Here is a 20,702-nt window from a genome sequence, read left to right as displayed (position 1 = left end):
CGGGATTACAGCCTCATTTATTCATGCACTTTGGAGAAATCTAAAGGGTTTTTTTGCTTCAGGGCTAATCGGAATAATTACACTTCTTTTTAAAAAATTTGATGGCTTTTTCATGTTACTTAAGCCCTTTGTTTCTAAACTAAATAGTTTTATTTCCATTTTATGGGATAAAATTGCAGTTTTGCACAAACTAAAAATAAAATGCCTGTTTTACTTCAGTCTTTACGAATTGTCGACTCTGATAAAATCCATTCACCCAAAGACTTTATTCTTCAAGAAAATAAGGTGCTTCCTGCTTCCCAGTATAATCTCCAAGAATTTGATGAAATTATTGACTGTTCTGACTTTCTTGGCTCAGAGGGTTGGGTTGATCTAAGATGTAGTTCTGGTGAACCTGGAGAGGAATATAAGGAAACTTTGGATAGCCTAGGAGAACTGTTAGTGCAAAGTGGATTTGTGAAGGCGGTAGTTATTCCTAATACTAGGCCTGTTTTTCAAAATAAGAATGATATTCAGTTTTTTAAAGCCAAGACGGCTACATGGCTGGCTGACCCTATCATACAGGCTGCAGTTACAAAAGATGCTCTGGGTGAAGATTTCACCGATATGTTGGATATTAACGCTCAGGGTGTATTCATATTTGGTGATGGAAATAATCCATTGTCTAATCCTGATAGACTCATGAAATCTCTTCAGTATCTACAGAAGTTCAACGGAATTCTTTTTGATCAGGCTTATGAACCTTTACTTGCCTTGTTCGGGCAAATGCATGAAGGCGAAGTTTCTACCCGGATAGGAATGAAAGGAATTCCAAACCTTGCTGAGGATATAGCCATTCAAAAAAATCTGGAAATACTTAAATATTCAGGAGGAAGATTACATTTTCAGACGATTAGTTCAAAAACTGGGATTGAAAGGATAAGATCGGCTAAAAAACAAGGGCTGAATGTTACTGCTGACGTATCATTGTATCAATTAATATTTACTGATGAAGACCTTATGTCTTTCGATGCCAATCTTAAGGTACTGCCACCATTTAGATCTTTGGAGGATAGGAATGCAATTATAGAAGGATTAAAAGATGGTACAATTGACGCAATAGTTTCTAATCATCAACCTCAGGATTTTGATGCCAAACATATGGAATTTGACTTGGCACAATTTGGAATGATTGGATTACAGACTTTCCTGCCTTCTATGGTGAAACTAAGTGATGAAATTGGATGGCCTTTATTGATTTCAAAAATAACCACTGGCGCTAGGGGTGTGCTGGGAATTCATGGTAGTGATTCCGATTCTATGACTATTTTTTCTCCGAAAGAAGAGTGGACTTATGATAAAAAATCCAATTTATCTTTGTCTGCCAACCATCCTTGGATGGGGCGCTCTCTTAAAGGGAAAATAAAAATGGTGTTTAATAAAGGAGTACTAGCCAAATTTTAAATGAAAAAATATTTTAGTTACGCTGGCAAAATAGGTGTTTTGGCTGCGATTCTCTCATTATTGGCATTTTTTGTCCTCGGTGCGCTTGGAGATGATCCTACGTTGAAAAGTATTATTTTCAGTTTTGCCATCACTCCATTCTTCATTGGAGCAGCACTTTATTTTATAAGGTTCAAAGTCAATGATAACCATATAAGTTTTGCAGAAGGGATGACTTTAGGTTTTGTGGTTTATATACTCAATGCTGTGATCTCATTTATAGGCATATTTTTTGGATTGTTGGCATGGCCAGAGTTATTCGATAGAATAAAGGAAAGTAAAGTGAACATTACCCTGGAGAAAAAAGATTTTACTATTGAACAATATGGAGAAGATATTTTTCAGACAACTTATGAAAGTATTCAGGAACTGAATATTTTTCAAATTGCTATAAATGATTTTATATGGAAAGTTGTTTTTGGATTGTTTTTTACCATAATTATTTCCGTTATTTTGAGAAAGACAAATCAATAATTCTATGGAAGAGGAAAGCATAACCTTTGAAGAGGTGGTTAAAAAATGGGGCCCGATTTATGGAATAGTAGGCCTTATTTATACACTAATAACGACTATGTTCGACTTTGCAACCATGGGCTTTGCTGTTCAGGCATTGTCATTTGTGATTTTGGTTGGCATAGCGTTTACAGTTTTTTTCCTTGCCTGCAAAGAATATAAAGATGACAATAACGGCTTACTTTCTTTTGGTAGGGCTTTTGGAATAATTGCTCTGGTAGGATTAATTGGGGGGGTGATCCGTGCTGTTGGTATTTATATATATATCAAATTTGTGGATACTGGGTACATGGAAAGGATTCAGGAGGCACAAGAAGAAATGAGGGAAAGGTTTGGTGCACCGGATGTTGACACTAGTGAGTTACCTGAATTCTTGAAATTTTTTCAAACAGTCGAGTTTCTTGGTGTTGCTACATTCTTCAATGTGATGTTGGGTGTATTGATCATCGGTCTGATTGTAGCAGCTATTGTCCACAAAAAAGAAGATTTCTCCTATTAATGTTACAGGTTTCCATCATAGTGCCGGTTTATAATGAGGAAGAATCTCTTGCTGAATTGCATAATTGGATTCAGCGCGTGATGGATGAAAATGCATTTTCCTATGAAATCATATTTGTGAATGATGGTAGTATTGATCAATCTTGGTCTGAAATCCTGAAGCTAGGAGCTTTAAACCCTCACGTGAAAGGGATTAATTTTGTTAGAAATTATGGGAAATCCGCAGCTTTAGACATTGGGTTTGGTAAGGCAAAGGGAGAAGTTGTAATTACAATGGACGCTGATATGCAGGATAGTCCCGACGAAATACCTGAGTTGTATGATATGATCGTGGCTGGTGGATATGAGATAGTGTCAGGATGGAAGAAAAAAAGATACGATCCCATCACTAAAACAGTGCCTTCTAAGTTTTTCAATTGGGTAACCAGGGTTATTTCCGGTATAAAATTGCATGACTTTAATTGTGGATTAAAAGCATATAAAAATAGAGTTGTCAAGAATATTCATATATATGGGGAAATGCACAGGTATATCCCTTTAATCGCCAAATGGAATGGTTTTTCAAATATTGGTGAAAAAATAGTTGAACACCGACCAAGAAAATACGGAGAAACCAAATTTGGTATTGAACGGTTTCTTAATGGCTTTCTGGATTTGATTTCCGTATCATTTGTAAACAGGTATAAGAAAAAGCCGATGCATTTTTTTGGTTTTCTGGGCACAGTATCCTTTTTGACGGGCTTTATTATTACTTCTTGGTTAATATTTGAGAAGATATATGGTATATACAAAGGCCTAAGAGTAAGAGATATAACGGATCAGCCTCTTTTCTTTTTGGCATTAGTGGCCTTGATCATTGGCGTTCAATTGTTTCTGACTGGGTTCTTGGCAGAAATGATGACTTCCAATAACAGTCGAAAGGCTGATTACAACATAGATGAGGAATTCAACTTTAAGAGTTGATGTACTTTTCAGTTATCATACCGGTATTCAACCGTCCCGAAGAACTGGCAGAATTGCTTCAAAGTTTGAGTGAACAGGATTATAAAGACTTTGAAGTAATCGTGGTAGACGATGGTTCTACATTACCAACGGAGAAAGAGTTAATTCCATTTGAGGATAAACTTCGGCTCAATTATTTCCATATTAAAAATGTAGGCCAGGGTTTTGCCAGGAACTTTGGAATAGAGAAAGCAAGGGGACAATACTTCGTTTTTTTTGACTCTGATTGTGTCATTCCAAAATCCTATTTCTTGAAACTTAAGAATGCCATTCAAAACAGGGGCTTGGATGCACACGGAGGACCTGATGCTTCCTCTGAAGATTTTTCGTTAGAACAAAAGGCCATGGATTTCGCTATGACCTCTATTTGGACTACGGGAGGTATCAGAGGAAAATTAAAAAATCCGGGTAAGTTTCAGGCAAGAGGCTTTAATATGGGCTTTTCGCGAAAGGTATTCCAAGAGTTGGGAGGTTTTAAAGACCCCAACCGCGCAGAGGATATTGAAATCAGTATCAGGATAAAAAATGCTGGGTTCAAGCTAGAGCTTGTTCAGGAAGCATTTGTCTATCACAAAAGGAAGAACAATTTTAAAAGCTTTGTTCGCCAAGGTTTTAACTTTGGGAGAAATAGGGTGAATGTATCCAGATTTCACGCCAATGCTATCAAAGTAGTCCATCTTTTACCCTTTTTGTTTCTTTTATTTCTGATTTTTCTGCCTTTGACATCAATTTTTCATAGTGGACTCTTTCAATTGCAAATGTTTTTTCTTGGACTTTGGAGTTTTGCGATTTTTCTTCATGCTTCAGCCATTTATAAAAGTCTTATTGTAGGGTTTATGGCTATATTTTACTCTGTTTCCCAGCTAGCAGCCTATGGGTTTGGGCTTTCGTACGAATACCTGATCAAATCCTTGAAAGGTTAATTTCCTTTGGAGCAGTAGAAAATGATTTCATTTTGGGGAAGTGCATGCCTCTTAAGTAGGTCCTCATCAAGGCTCTTTACAAATAAATTTTCTGTAACGTTCAAGCCGGAATTGCTTAAGCGAGCAGCGTAGTCTTTTCCATATTTTCTTACATGGTCTCTTTGCCCAAAGAGCCTTTCCCTTTCTGCAGGGTCAGTCACAGACTTGTCCTCAATCGTTTTTTCCAAATCGTATACAGGAGACTGTATAATTCCCCAACCGTCTTTTTTCAAGACTCTGTTGATCTCACTGCAGGCGCGAATATCATCTTCCACGTGTTCCATCACATGGTTACAAAAAACCACATCAAAACTTTCATCATCAAAAGGGATATCATGTACGTCCATTTTCACCTTGGCCAAAGGAGACTCCAAGTCAGCTGTAATGTATTCTAGATTTGGCAGTGCCTCCATCCTGTCGATAAAACAAAGTTCTGGAGCGATATGAAGCACTTTAAATTTCTTTTTAAAAAAATCCGTTTCTTTTAGTAGGAAAAGCCACATCAGTCTATGCCTTTCCAAAGCGAGGCAGTTAGGACATAGTGCATTTTCTCTTGCCTTTCTGCCATAAGGCAAAAATTTTCTAAATGAGCTTCCGCATACATTACAAGCCACATTATTACCCTTATAAAAAACAGACAAAACTTTCAGAAAGAAATGAGAAACTAGCTGAAGGTATTTTCTTGGAATATACCGGATAACAAAACTGATTATCGATTTCATATTTTTTTAATTGTTTTTCAAAGGTCATCCCGACAAGCCGGGAAAGGTTATGAAATCTCACAAATTGGCCCTGACAGTTTACAGGCTATTCCCATATGAGAGGTATTCCTTATCCACTTCTGCTCACAGTTGGCCTGATTTCATGAATTCAGGGTTTGGACTCAAAGGTACTAAATCCTTCTTTTCTGCTTAAATGAACCTATTTTTTATTCTAAAAATATTCTAACTCCAAAAGATTCAAGTCAATTGCTTTATAATTATGTTAATGGTTTTATAAAATGCCTACTGGACAGAGAAGCAAATCAATTTACCGTAATTTTGATGTTAACCTATTTGACCTAAGATAGCATATGCAGAAAAGAAAGATTTATATAGCGATTTCATTAATTTTTTTAATTATTCTGGTCTTTTTAATTTTTAGACCCAAATCTTCCACGGAAGGCAATGAAATTCTAGCAGAAGTTAAAAGTGGCAAATTTAAAGTTGAAATCACTACTTCAGGGGAGCTTCAGGCGCTTAACTCAGTTCAGGTGATGGGTCCAACTGATGCCAGAAGATTTAGGGTTGGGAATTTTACTGTTGAGGAAATGGTGGATGAAGGAACAGTAGTCAAGAAAGGTGAATTTATTGCTTCATTAGACAGAACAGAGCTCTTTGGGAGATTTGAGGATAAAAGGCTGGACCTAGAACAAGCTCAGGCACTGTATGAACAGACTCAGCTAGATACAGCTTTAGTCTTAAGGCAGGAAAGAGATAATTTACTGAACCTAGAGTATGATGTCGAAGAGAGGGAATTGGTTTTGGAACAATCACAATTTGAACCCCCTGCAATCATCAAGCAAAACGAGAACAGCGTAGAAAGAGCCAAAAGAGACCTACAACAGGCAAAGGATCGATACAGGATCAAGCTTATGCAGGAGAAAGCCCGTATGGTCGAAGTATCCGCCAAGCTTAGGGATGTACAGTCTGATGTAACACAAATGGAAGAAGTGTTGGAGAAATTCACTGTTACTGCGCCGCAAAATGGGATGGTGATATACGTTTGGGGTAGGGGAGGAAAAGTAAAAGAGGGCTCCCAGATTTCTTCATGGAATCCTGTAGTAGCTACTTTGCCGGACCTTACTTCCATGCAAAGCATAACTTATGTCAATGAAGTAGATATACGGAAAGTAAAACCGGGACAAAGAGTAGATTTGGGACTTGACGCGTTTCCTGAGAAAAAACTTACTGGAAAAGTGACCAAGGTAGCCAATGTTGGACAACAGCGTCCAAATTCCGATGCAAAGGTATTTGAAGTAACAATTGTAGTAAATGAATCTGATGAGTTACTTAGACCAGCAATGACTACGTCAAATACAATTGTTGCAGAGGAGATCGAAGAGGCAAATTTTATTCCATTAGAGGCACTGTATTCTCAAAATGACAGCATCAACTACGTGCACCTGAAAAACGGTAAAAAACAGGAAGTGAAACTTGGATTATCCAATTCAAATTATGTAATCATTGAATCGGGACTTCAAATTGGTGACAAAGTGTATTTATCCACCCCTTCATGGGCAGAAAATGTTGCTGTCAACCTTTTGGAAGAGCTTGATGGGAAAAGAAATCCTGATTTTGATGAAATCTCAGCTAGTCCTGAAAACATCACCCAGAGGACAATAGAGGATTGAGTATGATAGTGGATGATAAAGCCAGATTAATGGCTAACTTTTATATTGCCCTTGAGGCAGTTATTGCAAATAAACTCAGGTCCTTATTGACTGCCCTTGGGATTATCTTTGGAGTAGCTGCCGTAATTGCGATGCTGGCGATAGGAAATGGTGCCCAACAGGAAATTTTGGAACAGATTCGTCTGGTAGGTGTAAATAATATAGTTATAGAACCAGTTTCTGAGCAAAAAGAGGAGAGCCTTGATGAAGATGCAGATGTTGAGGATGAAAGAGGAAAGTTTTCTCCTGGGCTGAAACTGTTGGATGTAGAAGCCATTGTAGAAACGGTGCCTGGAATAATCAATATCAGCCCAGAAATTGAAGTGGAAACTTTTTTGGTCAATGCAGGAATCAGGCGATCAGCAAAACTGGTTGGCGTAACTCCAGCATATTTTGATGTACTTGATTTCAAGTTAGCAGAAGGAAGTATGTTCACCGAAAAACATATGATAAACGGAGATCCGGTCTGTATTATTGGGCGCTCAGTGGTAAGTAAATTTTTTCCCAAAGAAAACCCTATAGGAAAACGCATCAAAAGTGGTTCTCAGTGGCTTGAAGTTGTTGGTATTATGGAGGAGCGTTACGTATCGGAACAGAGTATTTCCAAACTTGGTATTAGGGATTTCAATATGGATGTTTACATACCCATTCAGACTATGCTTCTCAGGTTTAAGAACAGAGATCTTTTAGTGCCTTCCAATTTGAGGTCTGATGAAAAAGCATCCTCCAACTATCACCAGATTGATAAATTGACGATTCAGGTTGCCGAAAGTGAGGCCCTTAATCCTACAGCTGAAGTGATTTCCAAACTTTTAGAGCGTAGACATTTCAATGTAGTGGATTTTGAAATCACGATTCCTGAACTCTTGCTCAAACAACAACAGCGTACCCAAAATATTTTCAATATTGTCTTGGGAGCGATTGCCGGAATATCACTATTGGTAGGTGGAATAGGTATCATGAATATCATGCTGGCTTCTGTTTTAGAAAGGATAAAAGAAATAGGCCTAAGACTTTCGTTAGGTGCAAAAAAATCCGATATTGTGAATCAGTTTCTTTTCGAGTCGATCATGATTTCGGTTTCCGGAGGCGTGATCGGAGTGATTTTAGGAATTCTCTTGGCCTGGCTAGTAGCAGAGTTTGGTGATTTCCCAACGGTGGTCACCATACCATCCATTTTGTTGTCATTCGGAGTGGCAGCTACCGTGGGTTTGATATTCGGAATTGCTCCAGCTCGTAAGGCAGCGAGTCAGGATCCTATAACATCTTTGAGATATGAATAAAATATTGTTTTCAGGATTGATGATATTTTCAATCCTTTGCTCACCTGTGGCCTCTATTGGACAACAAAGGGCAGAGTTCACTTTAGATGAAATTGTGACAAGGGCGAAAGGTCGTTCCCCAGCAGCTCTAAGGGCTGAGACCCGAAGAGAAAATAGGTATTGGAATTACCGCTTTTTCAGATCCAATTATAATCCACAGCTGAGGCTAGGCGGAACTGTCCCTGGTTTTTCCCAAGCTGTAAATACCGTAATTCAGCCGGATGGAAGTGTTGGTTTCCGCGAAGTACGTCAAAACCTGATGGATTTGGAGCTTGGTATGGAGCAGACCATAGCCGCTACAGGAGGGAATATTTCTATCAACTCTTCTACCAATAGGTTTGACAATTTTCTAGCACCGGATGGAAGTCCTCAAACACAGTGGTCTGGAGTTCCTGTAAATATTAGGCTGAGTCAGCCAATATTTGCTTTCAATCCATTGAAGTGGGATCAAAAAATTGAGCCTCTTGTCTACGAAGAAAGTAAGCGGGAGTTTGTGGAAGAAATGGAGCAGATCAGTCAGACAGTTACACAGTTGTTTTTCGATTTTCTGATCTCTCAGGTCAATTTTGAAATTGCCAATAAAAATCTTAATAATACCCAGGAAATACTCAAAATCGAGCAGGGAAGGTACAATATAGGGACTACTTATGAAGATAAGTTGCTACAGGTAGAATTGCAGGTGTTACAGGCAAAACAGGATTTGGCTCAGGCCAGGCTGGACTTAGAAGCCAACTCCCTGAGGTTGAAGTCTTATGTTGGTCTCAATGAGGCTGCAGAACTTGAGCTCATTCCACCAAGGGAATTGCCTGAATTTGATGTAAATGTAGAAGAGGCTATAGAATTTGCTTTCCAAAACCGGGCCGAAGCATTAGGCTTTGATAGGAGGATTCTGCAGGCAGAGTCAGGAGTTGCTCAGGCAAGAGGGCAGCGTTTCAACATGTTTCTGAATGCAAGTTACGGGTTGAATAATGCGGCCCTCAATTGGCAGCATCTTTACCAAGATCCCAATAGACAGACTTTGGTCAACCTTTCTTTTTTGGTTCCTATTCTTGATTGGGGCAGGAATAAAGCCCGAATGGGCCAAGCTGAAGCCAATAAAAAGTTGGTAGAGTATACTGTAGAGCAGGACATCATCAATTTTGAGCAGGAGATATTTACGAAAGTTAAGAATTTCAGTATGCTTAAAGAAAGGCTTGAAATCACAAAACTTTCTGATGAGGTGGCTGATAAGCGTTATGATATTTCCTTGCGCAGGTATCAAAACGGCAATGTAACAATAACTGACCTCAATATAGCCCAACAGGAAAAGGATCAAAACCGAAGGGCGTATATCCAGTCATTGAGGGATTTTTGGACAGCTTATTATGAGTTGAGACAGTTGACCTTGTATGATTTCCAAAATAATCAGCTCTTATATACTCCTGAGGTGCAATAAAATAATCTTGGCTCAGGTTATTAAGTCCCTGAGCCATTGTCTTTCTCTTTGGGTAGCCTCCCCGACTTCCTCAAGGCTTCATAAATAATCCACTCAATCTGCCCATTGGTGCTACGGAATTCATCCGAAGCCCATTTTTCCACGGCTTTCATCATCTTTTCGTCCAAGCGAAGGGCAAATGGTTTTTTAGTGGGCATTATTTCCTGATTTAAACTCCCTAAATTGATCAATGGCTATCTGGGCTTCTTGCGGTTTGTAGGTCCCCAGCATAAATTTCTTTTTTTTGGTTGTCACCAAAAGCCCGTATTTCCCGCCGGTATTATACAGCCAATAATCAAAATTGTATCTGATTCCCCAACCACCAAATTCCCAAAAAGATTTATATTTTTTAATTTCAATTTGCTCCATATCCTCAAATCTGTACTTTCTCCAGTTATTGATAATAGGAGGATACTTATATTGAAGACTATTGCCATCTATTCGGATTTCTATCCGGATTGATAAAAAGAACAATAATACAGCACCAAGAATAAGTATTGGAATGATTTTATCAGTCCAACTGACAGGCTTTTCCAGAGCTAGTAACCCCAAACCAATCACCAACAGGGTGACAGTCCCGACTGGAATCCATAGCCAAAATCGATTGAATTTTTGGTTTTCTTTGAAAACGTAATTCCCCATATTTTTAAATATTTAATAATTCCCCTTTTCCGAAGATTGAATAATTTCCTCAACTTCAGTAGGTCTCTTCGTACTGAAAATATATTTCCTTTCAGGTGTTTCCAGTTCTATGACATGATCAGCCATAAAAATATAAGCGCGCTGCTTGTAGCTTATCCTGTATCCAATACCTCCATATTCAAATAAACCATCAGTTTTTTTGACCTTGATAGATTTGATTTGATCAGCAGGGATTTTTTTCCATTTGAAGTTGAAAGGAGAAAAACGGTAAGCCAAACCCCGATCGTCCACCCTCAGTTCCAGTTTGATATTGATGATCAACATAAAGGTGGCTGTCATTACACCTGCAACGACGGCAACTGCAATAGGTCCTTCATCCCCCAGGTGATCAGTCTGCCAAAGAACCACTATCAGTATCAGGGTAGGCAGTTCTAGCATCAGGAGGGCATACATCAGCCAAGTACCTCTAAATGTATGGGTTTCATTGACCACCATCTGTTTTATTGGTTAAGGGTACCAACATTCAGCACAGGACTTGCCGACCTGTCCGAGCAAAGTACCACCATCAAATTGCTGACCATAGCTGCTTTTTTCTCGTCTTCAAAGTCTATGATTCCTTTGATTTTCAGGTCTTCGAGGGCCATTTCTACCATTCCTACAGCACCATCCACAATCTTTCTTCTTGCTGCAACAATCGCAGTGGCCTGTTGTCTTTGAAGCATGGCCGAGGCGATTTCAGAGGAATAAGCCAAATGGGAAATACGCGCTTCTATAACCTTAATTCCAGCATGATGCAATCGTTCTGAAATCTCAGCCTCTAGGGAATGATTCACATCTTCCACACCGGAGCGAAGGGTGATTTCAGCATCTTCAGCTTCAAAATCATCATAGGGATATTTTCCGGCCATCTTTCTTACGGCAGCATCGGATTGAAGATGAATGAAATTCTCATAATCTTCCACTTCAAAAGTAGCCTTGAAAGTATCCTCAACTTGCCAAACGACAATAGTTCCCACCATGACCGGGTTGCCGATTTTGTCATTGACTTTGAGCGGTTTGTTTTCAAAATTCCTGACCCGAAGTGAAATCTTGTTTTTGGTCATAAAAGGATTAACCCAGAAAAAGCCATTGGCTTTAACGGTTCCTTTGTAGGCACCAAAGAGAATCAGCACCATGGCCTTGTTGGGTTGAAGGGTAAAAAATCCCGGAAGAATAAGGATAAATGCTACACCTAAAACTAGTCCAAGAATATGTATTTCATTGATAAATGAAAATGCAGTGGCCGGAATCAGGGCTATCGCCACCAAGACCATTAAATAGCCTGAAAAGGGTTTTGTTATTTTTTCCATATTGTTATGATATTAAAATGATATCAATGCAATATACATGTTTTAGTAAAAAAAGTTTCATTCCGGGAGATTTTTTTTCAACTAACACTATATCTTTGAGATATGCCATTAAGAAAATTTTCTCGATTTCACATTTGTTTGGGTTTGGTACTTTTATTCTCATGTGGCCAAAAATCTACCAAAGAGATCTTTATTGGAAATCTCGATGAGTTGGTTGTGGGAGAATTGATTCTCAAGAAGGACAGTTTGACAAAAAATATTGAAGTCAAACAGACAATCAATCATCAAGGTATTGAATACATCGTTTCCTTGGCAGATAGAGAAAGGACAATCCAGTATTATTCAATACTCACCGGGGATAAAGTCAAAGAAATCAAACTTCCGGATGATGGGCCAAATAGCTTTAAAGGGTACATTGGGTTTTTATTAGCAGAAGGTTTTGATTCACTGACAATCATCAATTGGAATGGTTGGTTTTATGAATATCATCAAGAGCAAAGAACAAAGGCAGAACGGATCGATCACCAATTAGAGTTTCCGAATTCCTTTTACAGTAGCATGCTTTATGGGAAAAGAAAAAATTTCGCCAAAGATTCAGAAAGCCTGTATCAAATTTTAGTGTCTCCTCTGATTACACCAAGCAGTAATTTTACAGGAAAAACTAAGGCATTTGATAAAATTGAAGAATGGATTATCTCTTTTGATTCTAAAGAAGACAAAACAACCCTAAAGAACCTTGTTTTTCCATTAGGATATAAATTAGAATTTGTAAATGATCACTTGTCTTATCCTCCAATAGTTGAGTTTGTTGACAATAAGAATTATGTGTTATTCCCATATTCTGATTCAATTTTTGTTATGTCTGATTTCAAAATTTCGGATAAGAAAAAATTAATGACTGGAGCAGATTTTAATTTTACAGGAAGTGAAAAAATTGTCCGTGGTGAATATGGATATGTGGAATTGAAAAAAGAGGCCAGTTCACATTTGGATTTTCTTTATGATAAGTACAGAAATATTTTTCTCAGGATTTCAAAAATAAATGAATCGGGTGCAGGGGAAACAACTCGGGAGAGGACAAAACATCATCTCCTCAGTATTTATGATTCTGATTTGAACCTTTTATCAGAATACAAATTTGAATATGGCCCTGGAACCAAGTTGGAAAATTACTTTATAGCTTCAGACGGTTTCTATTTGAACAAACCCGAAAATGCATCAGAAGACGAATACGGGTTTTTCAGGATTGATTTGTCAAAAGTGAGAAAGTAGGCATATCGATTACCAATAAACCCTGTCTTGAAAATATTCCTAAAAGCCTTCCTTAAGATTTTAACTTTCGAGGTCAAAAAAAGACCTCAAAGGTTAAAAAGCCCAATAGTACTTTCCAGATTCAGTTATGAGTAATCTCGAATCCTGAAACTCGCCGATCACTTCTAAATTTTCACCAAGTCTGGATGCTTCAAAATTATTGTTATCAGCAAAGTTTTCCCTGATCATGAACTCCTCTTTTTCTTCCAATGATCCGAATGCAGACAGTTCATAAGCAAGTAAGTTTTCAAACAAATAGCCCACTCTGCCATCAGGCAACAAAACCCTATACCAATCATTCGTTTTTCCCTGAATGGTTGCGACCGTGTTGTTCGGAAGTTTTTGGATAATCTCAGCATTTGTTCCTGGTTTTGATCTAAGGTTTGCGGTGGGTACTTTAACCCTGACCACCTTACCCAAATTGATGGAATCACCTATTGTAGTCACAACTGACAGCCTTCTTTCTTCAAAAAACGGGAATGGGTCCACCGCACCTCTACCCGATCTATAAATTCCAAAATGAAGATGGGGTGGGGTAGAAATTGCATTTCCAGTATTTCCCACCGTTCCAAGTGTATCTCCAATATTGACAGCCTGACCTGTTTTGACCATTTGGGTGTCCAAGTGGGCATAATAATAGGAATATCCACCTCCGCTCATATTTATTATTTTGCCTCCCAAATTGTTGTTACCAACTCTATTGACTCTTCCTGAACTTACGGCGATCACAGGAGTTCCTCTTGGTGCAAATACATCCACCCCTTCATGTCTCCTTCTCCCGCCATCCCTGGGATCACCAAAAAATGAGGCAATAGATCTGTGATTTTTGCCCCCGATAGGGAAAGCCAATGATGGATTTTGTTGTACCAAAAGTTCTACAACACCACCTCTGAATAATTCAGGTTGAATTCTGACTCCATACTTACCGGTATTTTTTACTTGGAAATTTAGTTGACTGGTGTCTTTTGCGAATTGTATGTTTTTTCTACCGCTGTTGCTGACTTCATATAAGTCCAGAAAAAACCTTGCGTCTTTGGTTGAAATCTGTTTGACCTCTGCGGATATGATTTGACCTTCCTTTGCTTCAAATTCCATATAAATGGCTTTTGGCTGATTTTTCTCAAAATGGCTGATCTCCTGATAAGGAAGTGTGATTTCCACCGGTGAATCAAAAGCCCGCTCCCCGGCATTTACCCAGTCCCTGACGATGGCTGCATTTTCAAATTCAGAGGAATTAAGAAAGTTGCTGTATTGCTCATAAGGATTGCTGGGACCCAGTATTTTCTGAAAATTGGTACCATTACAGCCCAAAAGAATCAGCCCCAAAAATCCAAATAAGCCTATTGACTTGATATTCATACCTTGGTAGTTACAAATACCGTGCATTTACCACAGACCTTTGGGGTTTTTCAAATCCCGAAGGTCTTTTTATATGAATTTGCAACTAAAAAAACCTTCATGAAAGTATATATCTTTCATGAAGGTTTTTTTAATGTCGAATATCGAACGCCGAATTTCGAATAATGAAGTGCTGTCAATCTTCCTTCTAAAATCGTAAATCTAAAATCAAGTAAGCATCGCTCCATCCACCTGCAGCACCTGCCCGGAGATATACGAACTCATATCAGAACCCAGGAATACACAAGCATTGGCCACTTCTTCAGGTTGACCACCTCGCTTCATTGGAATCCCATCTCTCCAGCCTTGAACTGTTTTTTCGTCAAGGACTCCTGTCATTTCAGTTTCAATAAATCCAGGCGCCACAGCATTGCAGCGGATATTTCTGGACCCCAATTCCAAGGCTACCGATTTGGTGAAACCGATGATACCTGATTTGGAAGCGGCATAATTGGCCTGTCCGGCGTTGCCTTTAATACCTACTACTGAAGTGATGTTGATGATGGAACCTGCTTTGGCTTTCATCATGGTACGGGTGACTGCTTTGACTGTGTTGAAACAGGATTTAAGGTTCACATTGATCACTTCGTCCCATGCTTCTTCTGTCATTCTCATGAGCAGGTTGTCACGGGTGATGCCTGCATTGTTGATCAGGATATCCAAAGCTCCGAATTCAGTGACTACCGCATTGATCAATTCTTCTGCTGCTTTGAAGTCAGAAGCATCTGAGCGAAAACCTTTGGCTTTGATACCGAAGGCAGCAAGTTCTTGCTCGAGTGCCTGCCCTTTTTCCACACTGGATAAAAATGTAAAGGCCACATTGGCGCCTTCCTGTGCATATCTGATGGCTATTGCTCTTCCTATTCCTTTAGATGCCCCGGTGATCAAGGCTGTTTTTCCGCTTAATAATCCCATGGTTTATATTTTTAGGTTGGTTATAATAGTGCCAAAAATAAGAAAATTTCTTAATTGCGTTGGAAGGGTTCACGCAGAGGAGGCAAAGGGGCGAAGGATCGCAGAGTATTATTAAATTTATATCACTAACATTAAATTTTTAACAATATGAAGGAAAATGAAATTTCATATCAAGTTATTGGCAAAGCAATAGAAATTCATAGAAAGATTGGTCCCGGATTGTTAGAAAGTGCCTACGAAAAAATCCTTTACCATGAATTGATGAAACTTGGGTTGAAGGTTCAGTCACAAATAGTTTTGCCTATACAATGGGACGGAGTTTATATTGAAAAAGCCTATCGGATTGATCTTCTGGTCGAAGATAAATTAATTATTGAATTGAAAAGTGTGGATCAAATAGCTAAAGTTCATTTATCCCAGCTAAAAACTTATTTAAAGCTTTCTAATTTGAAGCTTGGCCTTATTATAAATTTCCGGTCAGAATTACTTCGTGATGGTATTCATAGGGTAGTCAACAATCTTGAGGATGAAGTTGATTTTTAAAATACGCCTTTTTCTTTGCGATCCTTTGCTTCTTTATAAGCTTTGCGTGAACCCTTCTTTGAAAACTTGTTTTATTTTTTTCTCTCCCCAAAAGCCCTATTTTTGCATAGCTTATTTGAAAATTAAACACAAAGAATATGTCTTCGACTAAATATGATGTTATTGTTTTAGGTTCAGGTCCGGGAGGATATGTGGCAGCTATCCGTGCTTCCCAATTAGGTCTCAAAACAGCCATAGTAGAAGCTGCCGAATTGGGTGGCATTTGTCTCAACTGGGGTTGTATTCCTACCAAAGCTTTAATAAAAAGTGCCCAAGTTTTTGAATATATCAACCATGCCTCTGATTATGGAATCAAGGTCAAAGAAGCTGAAGTGGACTTTGGTGGAATGATCAAAAGAAGCCGTGATGTCGCGGCAGGGATGTCAAAAGGCATTCAATTTTTGATGAAGAAAAATAAAATTGATGTCCTCACAGGTTGGGGTAAAACAAAGCCGGGTAAGAAAATCGAGGTTGAAGATAAAGACGGCAAGAAAAATACCTATTCCGCAGATCATATCATCATCGCTACAGGCGGAAGAGCAAGGGAACTTCCTGCGCTGAAAATAGATAATGAAAAAATTGTAGGTTACCGCAAGGCTATGACCTTGGATAAAAAACCGGAGAAAATGGTTGTAGTAGGCTCAGGAGCTATCGGGGTGGAGTTTGCATACGTCTACAATTCTATTGGTGTGGAAGTGACCATAGTCGAGTTTATGGACCGTATTGTTCCAAATGAGGACGAAGAAGTATCCAAAGCACTTGAAAAAATCTACAAAAAAGCAGGCATGAAAATCATGACGAGCACTGAAGTGACTGCTGTAGATACCAAGGGGGAAGGCTGCAAAGTCAAAGTGAAAGATAAAAAAGGAGCTGAATCCACCATTGAATGCGATATTGTCCTTTCAGCAGTAGGTGTGGTTTCCAATGTGGAAAATGTGGGCTTAGAAGATGTGGGAATACTTGTAGACAAAGGAAAAATCAAAGTTGATGAGTTTTACAAAACCAATATGCCAGGTTACTATGCTATCGGAGATGTGACTACAGGTCCTGCCTTGGCACACGTGGCTTCGGCAGAAGGTATTATTTGTGTAGAAAAAATCGCTGGCCACCATCCTGAACCTCTGGATTACAATAACATTCCGGGATGTACTTATTGTGTCCCTGAAATTTCCTCTGTTGGCTATACAGAAGCCAAAGCCAAAGAGGCAGGCTACGAAATCAAAGTAGGTAAGTTTCCATTCTCTGCTTCCGGTAAAGCATCAGCTGCTGGAGCAAAAGACGGATTTGTCAAATTGATTTTTGATGCTAAGTATGGCGAACTTCTAGGAGCCCATATGTTAGGGGCTAATGTTACAGAAATGATCGCTGAAATCGTTGCTATACGCAAACTTGAGACTACAGGTATGGAATTGGTAAAGACGGTTCACCCTCACCCAACTATGTCTGAGGCCATCATGGAAGCAGCTGCTGCCGCATATGATGAGGTTATTCACTTATAATTTTAAAATTATCCTTATATTCGAGACACAAGATCAAACATTTGGTCTTGTGTTTTCTTTTTAAAAGGAAATTGGATTCCTAAAATTACAAACATTGGAAGAGCAAGAACTTATAGCTGGATTGAGGGCAAGGGACAGGAAAACCGTAGAATATCTCTACGAGAAATACTCCCGGGCACTTTTTACCGTAATCAGCAGGATCATCACTGATTCGGATATTGCCGAAGAAGTTTTTCATGACGCCTTTATCAAGATTACGCGGAAGATTGACAGTTACGATGAAACCAAAGGGAGACTTTACACTTGGATGGCTAATATTTGCCGTAATGCAGCAATTGATAAAACCAGGTCCAAAGAGTTCTCTCAGGGCAGTAAGACCAATACCATAGATGACTACGTATATGGATTGGAGAGTCAATCAGGTACTTCTGAGTTGGTCGACGGAATAGGAGTAAAGGAACTTCTAGTTGATTTAAATGAGGAGCAGCGCTTTGTGGTGGAGTGTATTTATTTCAAAGGATATACCCATTCAGAAATTGCTGAGGAATTTGCTATACCCTTGGGTACTGTCAAATCCAGGATCCGTGCAGCTATCAATTTGTTAAAAAAGAACATAGAAAAAATTTAGTGGATATTCAAGCATACATATCGTCAGGAAAGCTTGAGCTCTTCGTACTCGGAGAGCTGAGCGAGCGGGAGAGCGAAGAGGTTATTCGTCTGGCAAAAAAGTACCCTGAAATTCAGGCGGAACTTGACCAGATAGAGGAAGCATTCTTTGATTTCGACAACCAAACAGGAAAAGCACCTTCTGCAAAAGTCAAAAACAGAGTCTTTGAGAGTTTGGAAAAAGATTTTGAAATCGGCTCAGCTACTGCTGTAGGAAAAAGCAGCCCAACCAAGGTAGTCGCTATCACCCCATGGAAATCATACTTTGCAGCAGCATGTGTGACAACAGTTATAGCTTCTGTTGCGGCAATTTTCTTTGCCATGCAATACAAGGATGTAGACAACAGGTTTACGGCTTTGCTTCAGGAGCAATCTCAATTGGCAGAACAGCTGGATCAGTACAAAGTCAATTTTGAAGAAACAGATGCCCAGCTCGAGTCATTGCTTGCAGGGGATTTCCAGCGTATACCTATGAAAGGTGATCCTTTTGAAATCCAAAAAGATGCTGTAGTGGATGTGTGGTGGGATCAAGCTGCTGCATCGGTATTTATCTCGGTCAATAGGCTGGAAGGATTGGATGAAAACCAGGATTACCAGCTTTGGGCGATTGGAGACGATGGTCCAGTAGGTATAGGTCTTATCAATCCCGGACAGAAATTTAGTTTGCAACAGATGGATGCTGTAGCTGCTGCTGGTACATTTGCAGTCACTATAGAACCCAAAGGAGGTTCCGAAAGTCCAACTTTAGAAAAACTGGTGGTAATTGGGAATGTGGGTTAATTAAAATACCAATAACTTAAATTCTTATAAATTCAACCCCATGTTCGGTGTCCCGGGCGTGGGGTTCTTTTATATAGGTGTTTTAAAAAAATGTAAGGCATTATTTAGAATCAAAAGTTGTTTACGATTTGATTCATTAACTTACAATTTAAATTAAAAGGTACCTGAAATGGAACTCCAATTGTCCACCCCTGCATTGTTATTCTCCGCCATCACTTTGATGATGTTGGCTTTTACCAATAGGTTTTTGGCTGTAGCCAATTTGATCCGCGGATTGCATAAAAAGTTTCTTGAAAACCCGGATGAAAAAATCATTGTCGGTCAGATCCAAAACCTCAAGAGCCGCCTGAGCATGATCAAATACATGCAGCTTTGTGGAGTCTTGAGTTTCCTTTTTTGCGTGATCTGTATGTACCTGATCTTTATTGAAGCCCAGCAGGCAGCCAATTATGTATTTATTGGGAGCATGTTCACACTTTTGGTTTCATTGGCCATTTCTTTTGTGGAAATTATGATTTCAAACAAAGCCCTTAAACTGGAAATCCAGGATATGGAAGATCATTTTCAATCCCGTTCTACCGGACTTGATCTCTTTTTTAAAAAAGATAAGAATGTTGATGAAAAATAAAGTTTTACTGCTTACAGTTTTATTTGGTGCACTCGCCTTTATTTCCTGTAAAAAGCAATTTGATGAACTCCATAAAATTCAGGTAAATAGCCTTTCCGAAATGGAGGATTTTTATACCTGGACCTCGGATAGAATCCCTATGGTTTCTGCCCATAGAGGTGGTCCATATCATGGTTTCCCTGAAAACTGTATTGAAACTTTTGAAAATACTTTGATGCATACAGCTTCTATTCTTGAGTTTGATGTGGCCTTGACCAAAGATTCTGTGATGGTGCTGATGCATGACAATAGCTTGGATAGGACCACAAATGGCTCAGGAAAGGTGATTGAGAGTACCTTTGAAGAAATCAGAGCCTTGAGACTAAAGGATAATGAGGGAAGACTGACTGATTTTGTTATTCCCACTTTGGACGAAGTCTTGGATTGGGGAAAGGGAAAAACATTGTTTACGGTAGATGTCAAGAGAGAAGTGCCTTTTGAAATGGTTGTAGATGCGATCAAAAGGCATAAAGCAGAACCATATGCTGCAGTGATCACTTATAGTTTAGGTGCAGCCCGTAAAGTGCACCGCCTTCATCCGGATTTGATGCTTTCTGTTACTATCAGGAATGATGAAGAACTGGAAAGATTTGAGAATTCAGGAATTCCGGTTGACAGATGGATTGCTTTTACGGGTCTTTCTGAAAGGCCTGTTGAATTCAACCAAAAGTTGCACGAAAATGGCGTATTTACCATCCTTGGGACCATGGGTAACCTTGATCGTAGCGCCATCGCGCGTGGTGATCATATTTATGCAGAATTCATCAACAACGGAGCGGATATCTTAGCTACGGACAGGCCTATAGAAGCTGCTAAGGCGATTAAAGGGCTAGTTCCAGAGAAGAGTAAAAAATTTAAGTATTTTGAAATAAGATAGAAATAGAGTGGAAATATGGTTGAAATACAATAGAAATAAAGTTGAAATATGGTAGATATACGATAGAAATAAAATAGAAATATGGTGGAAATACAATTGAAATAAAGCTAAGGACTATCATGATGTGAGAATGAAAATATGTGGTCTTTAATATTTCGCCGAAGGCATATTTCACAAAGTATATTTCTACTGTATTTCACGCAGTATATTTCAGTTTTTACCATATTTCCACTGTATTTCCTTTAATAATTTTATATGATAATTGACCTAAGAAGTGACACCCTAACCAAACCAACTAAAGGAATGTTGGAAGCCATGTGGGCAGCGGAAAT

23 protein-coding genes are annotated in these 20,702 nt (G+C 38.9%); 16 read left to right on the top strand and 7 right to left on the bottom strand.

Annotation, left to right across the window (positions count from 1 at the left end; translation table 11 throughout):
* Positions 1-201 precede the first annotated feature (201 nt).
* The 5 genes from EA341_RS17435 to EA341_RS17415 are packed head-to-tail and all read left to right on the top strand — an operon-like array spanning position 202 to position 4,418.
* The gene (locus EA341_RS17435; RefSeq protein WP_293016449.1) at positions 202-1,443 is read left to right on the top strand and encodes a dihydroorotase; all 1,242 of its coding nucleotides are present in this window, start codon (positions 202-204) and stop codon (positions 1,441-1,443) included.
* A complete protein-coding gene (locus EA341_RS17430) occupies positions 1,444-1,956 on the top strand; it encodes a DUF4199 domain-containing protein (protein WP_293016448.1) in 513 nt (170 codons plus the stop codon).
* Positions 1,957-1,960: 4 nt separating this feature from the next.
* Positions 1,961-2,494, top strand: coding sequence for a DUF4199 domain-containing protein (locus EA341_RS17425; protein WP_293016447.1), 534 nt, complete (start codon positions 1,961-1,963; stop codon positions 2,492-2,494).
* Positions 2,494-3,456 (top strand): glycosyltransferase family 2 protein, encoded by a 963-nt coding sequence (locus EA341_RS17420; RefSeq protein WP_293016446.1) that lies wholly within the window; start codon positions 2,494-2,496, stop codon positions 3,454-3,456. Before EA341_RS17425 ends, EA341_RS17420 begins: the two co-directional genes overlap by 1 nt.
* Entirely contained in the window at positions 3,456-4,418 is a 963-nt protein-coding gene (locus EA341_RS17415; protein ID WP_293016445.1) for a glycosyltransferase, read from the top strand. The genes EA341_RS17420 and EA341_RS17415 overlap by 1 nt, the downstream gene beginning before the upstream one ends.
* Here EA341_RS17415 and EA341_RS17410 read toward each other — a convergent pair.
* A complete protein-coding gene (locus EA341_RS17410) occupies positions 4,415-5,179 on the bottom strand; it encodes a class I SAM-dependent methyltransferase (RefSeq protein WP_293016444.1) in 765 nt (254 codons plus the stop codon). The two genes, EA341_RS17415 and EA341_RS17410, sit on opposite strands and share 4 nt — an antisense overlap.
* Positions 5,180-5,228: 49 nt before the next feature.
* Between EA341_RS17410 and EA341_RS17405 the strand changes: the two genes are divergently transcribed.
* The 4 genes from EA341_RS17405 (at position 5,229) to EA341_RS17390 (ending at position 9,645) form a co-directional block, all read left to right on the top strand.
* On the top strand, positions 5,229-5,372 hold the full coding sequence (locus EA341_RS17405; protein WP_293016443.1) for a hypothetical protein: 144 nt from the start codon (positions 5,229-5,231) through the stop codon (positions 5,370-5,372).
* Positions 5,373-5,529: 157 nt separating this feature from the next.
* Positions 5,530-6,849 carry an efflux RND transporter periplasmic adaptor subunit gene (locus EA341_RS17400; protein ID WP_293016442.1) on the top strand — a complete coding sequence of 440 codons (1,320 nt, stop codon included), beginning with the start codon at positions 5,530-5,532 and terminating at the stop codon, positions 6,847-6,849.
* Between the two features lie 29 nt (positions 6,850-6,878).
* The gene (locus EA341_RS17395; RefSeq protein WP_293016441.1) at positions 6,879-8,171 is read left to right on the top strand and encodes an ABC transporter permease; all 1,293 of its coding nucleotides are present in this window, start codon (positions 6,879-6,881) and stop codon (positions 8,169-8,171) included.
* Entirely contained in the window at positions 8,164-9,645 is a 1,482-nt protein-coding gene (locus tag EA341_RS17390; protein ID WP_293016440.1) for a TolC family protein, read from the top strand. The genes EA341_RS17395 and EA341_RS17390 overlap by 8 nt, the downstream gene beginning before the upstream one ends.
* Before the next feature lie 20 nt (positions 9,646-9,665).
* On the opposite strand, the gene EA341_RS17385 is transcribed toward EA341_RS17390, so the two are convergent.
* From EA341_RS17385 to EA341_RS17370, 4 genes are read right to left on the bottom strand one after another with little or no spacing between them, the layout of a single operon-like run.
* Complete coding sequence (locus EA341_RS17385; RefSeq protein WP_293016439.1) at positions 9,666-9,842, bottom strand: Arc family DNA-binding protein; 177 nt, start codon at positions 9,840-9,842, stop codon at positions 9,666-9,668.
* Positions 9,832-10,326 carry a hypothetical protein gene (locus EA341_RS17380; protein ID WP_293016438.1) on the bottom strand — a complete coding sequence of 165 codons (495 nt, stop codon included), beginning with the start codon at positions 10,324-10,326 and terminating at the stop codon, positions 9,832-9,834. The genes EA341_RS17385 and EA341_RS17380 overlap by 11 nt, the downstream gene beginning before the upstream one ends.
* A gap of 12 nt (positions 10,327-10,338) precedes the next feature.
* Entirely contained in the window at positions 10,339-10,821 is a 483-nt protein-coding gene (locus EA341_RS17375; RefSeq protein ID WP_293016437.1) for a hypothetical protein, read from the bottom strand.
* A 5-nt stretch (positions 10,822-10,826) separates the two neighbouring features.
* Positions 10,827-11,675 (bottom strand): SPFH domain-containing protein, encoded by an 849-nt coding sequence (locus EA341_RS17370; RefSeq protein WP_293016436.1) that lies wholly within the window; start codon positions 11,673-11,675, stop codon positions 10,827-10,829.
* Positions 11,676-11,777: 102 nt separating this feature from the next.
* Between EA341_RS17370 and EA341_RS17365 the strand changes: the two genes are divergently transcribed.
* Positions 11,778-12,947, top strand: a complete 1,170-nt coding sequence (locus EA341_RS17365) for a hypothetical protein (RefSeq protein WP_293016435.1) — start codon at positions 11,778-11,780, stop codon at positions 12,945-12,947.
* A gap of 93 nt (positions 12,948-13,040) precedes the next feature.
* On the opposite strand, the gene EA341_RS17360 is transcribed toward EA341_RS17365, so the two are convergent.
* Both EA341_RS17360 and fabG read right to left on the bottom strand, forming a co-directional pair.
* Positions 13,041-14,345: a M23 family metallopeptidase gene (locus tag EA341_RS17360; RefSeq protein WP_293016434.1), complete on the bottom strand. Its 1,305-nt coding sequence runs from the start codon at positions 14,343-14,345 to the stop codon at positions 13,041-13,043.
* A 207-nt stretch (positions 14,346-14,552) separates the two neighbouring features.
* A complete protein-coding gene (fabG, locus tag EA341_RS17355) occupies positions 14,553-15,299 on the bottom strand; it encodes a 3-oxoacyl-[acyl-carrier-protein] reductase (RefSeq protein WP_293016433.1) in 747 nt (248 codons plus the stop codon).
* Positions 15,300-15,446: 147 nt separating this feature from the next.
* Here fabG and EA341_RS17350 point away from each other — a divergent pair, with 147 nt between their 5' ends.
* The 6 genes from EA341_RS17350 (at position 15,447) to EA341_RS17325 (ending at position 20,370) form a co-directional block, all read left to right on the top strand.
* On the top strand, positions 15,447-15,842 hold the full coding sequence (locus EA341_RS17350) for a GxxExxY protein (protein ID WP_293016432.1): 396 nt from the start codon (positions 15,447-15,449) through the stop codon (positions 15,840-15,842).
* 137 nt (positions 15,843-15,979) lie between these two features.
* The gene (lpdA, locus tag EA341_RS17345; RefSeq protein WP_293016431.1) at positions 15,980-17,380 is read left to right on the top strand and encodes a dihydrolipoyl dehydrogenase; all 1,401 of its coding nucleotides are present in this window, start codon (positions 15,980-15,982) and stop codon (positions 17,378-17,380) included.
* 94 nt (positions 17,381-17,474) lie between these two features.
* The gene (locus EA341_RS17340) at positions 17,475-18,008 is read left to right on the top strand and encodes a sigma-70 family RNA polymerase sigma factor (protein ID WP_293016430.1); all 534 of its coding nucleotides are present in this window, start codon (positions 17,475-17,477) and stop codon (positions 18,006-18,008) included.
* A complete protein-coding gene (locus tag EA341_RS17335; RefSeq protein WP_293016429.1) occupies positions 18,008-18,826 on the top strand; it encodes an anti-sigma factor in 819 nt (272 codons plus the stop codon). Before EA341_RS17340 ends, EA341_RS17335 begins: the two co-directional genes overlap by 1 nt.
* A 169-nt stretch (positions 18,827-18,995) precedes the next feature.
* The gene (locus EA341_RS17330) at positions 18,996-19,454 is read left to right on the top strand and encodes a DUF2721 domain-containing protein (protein WP_293016428.1); all 459 of its coding nucleotides are present in this window, start codon (positions 18,996-18,998) and stop codon (positions 19,452-19,454) included.
* A complete protein-coding gene (locus EA341_RS17325) occupies positions 19,444-20,370 on the top strand; it encodes a glycerophosphodiester phosphodiesterase family protein (RefSeq protein ID WP_293016427.1) in 927 nt (308 codons plus the stop codon). The genes EA341_RS17330 and EA341_RS17325 overlap by 11 nt, the downstream gene beginning before the upstream one ends.
* Positions 20,371-20,702: the final 332 nt, after the last annotated feature.

Source organism: Mongoliibacter sp. (assembly GCF_007692705.1).
GTDB lineage: Bacteria > Bacteroidota > Bacteroidia > Cytophagales > Cyclobacteriaceae > Mongoliibacter.
Note: the sequence above shows the minus strand (reverse complement) of the source record. Positions and strands in the feature narration are given on the sequence as shown.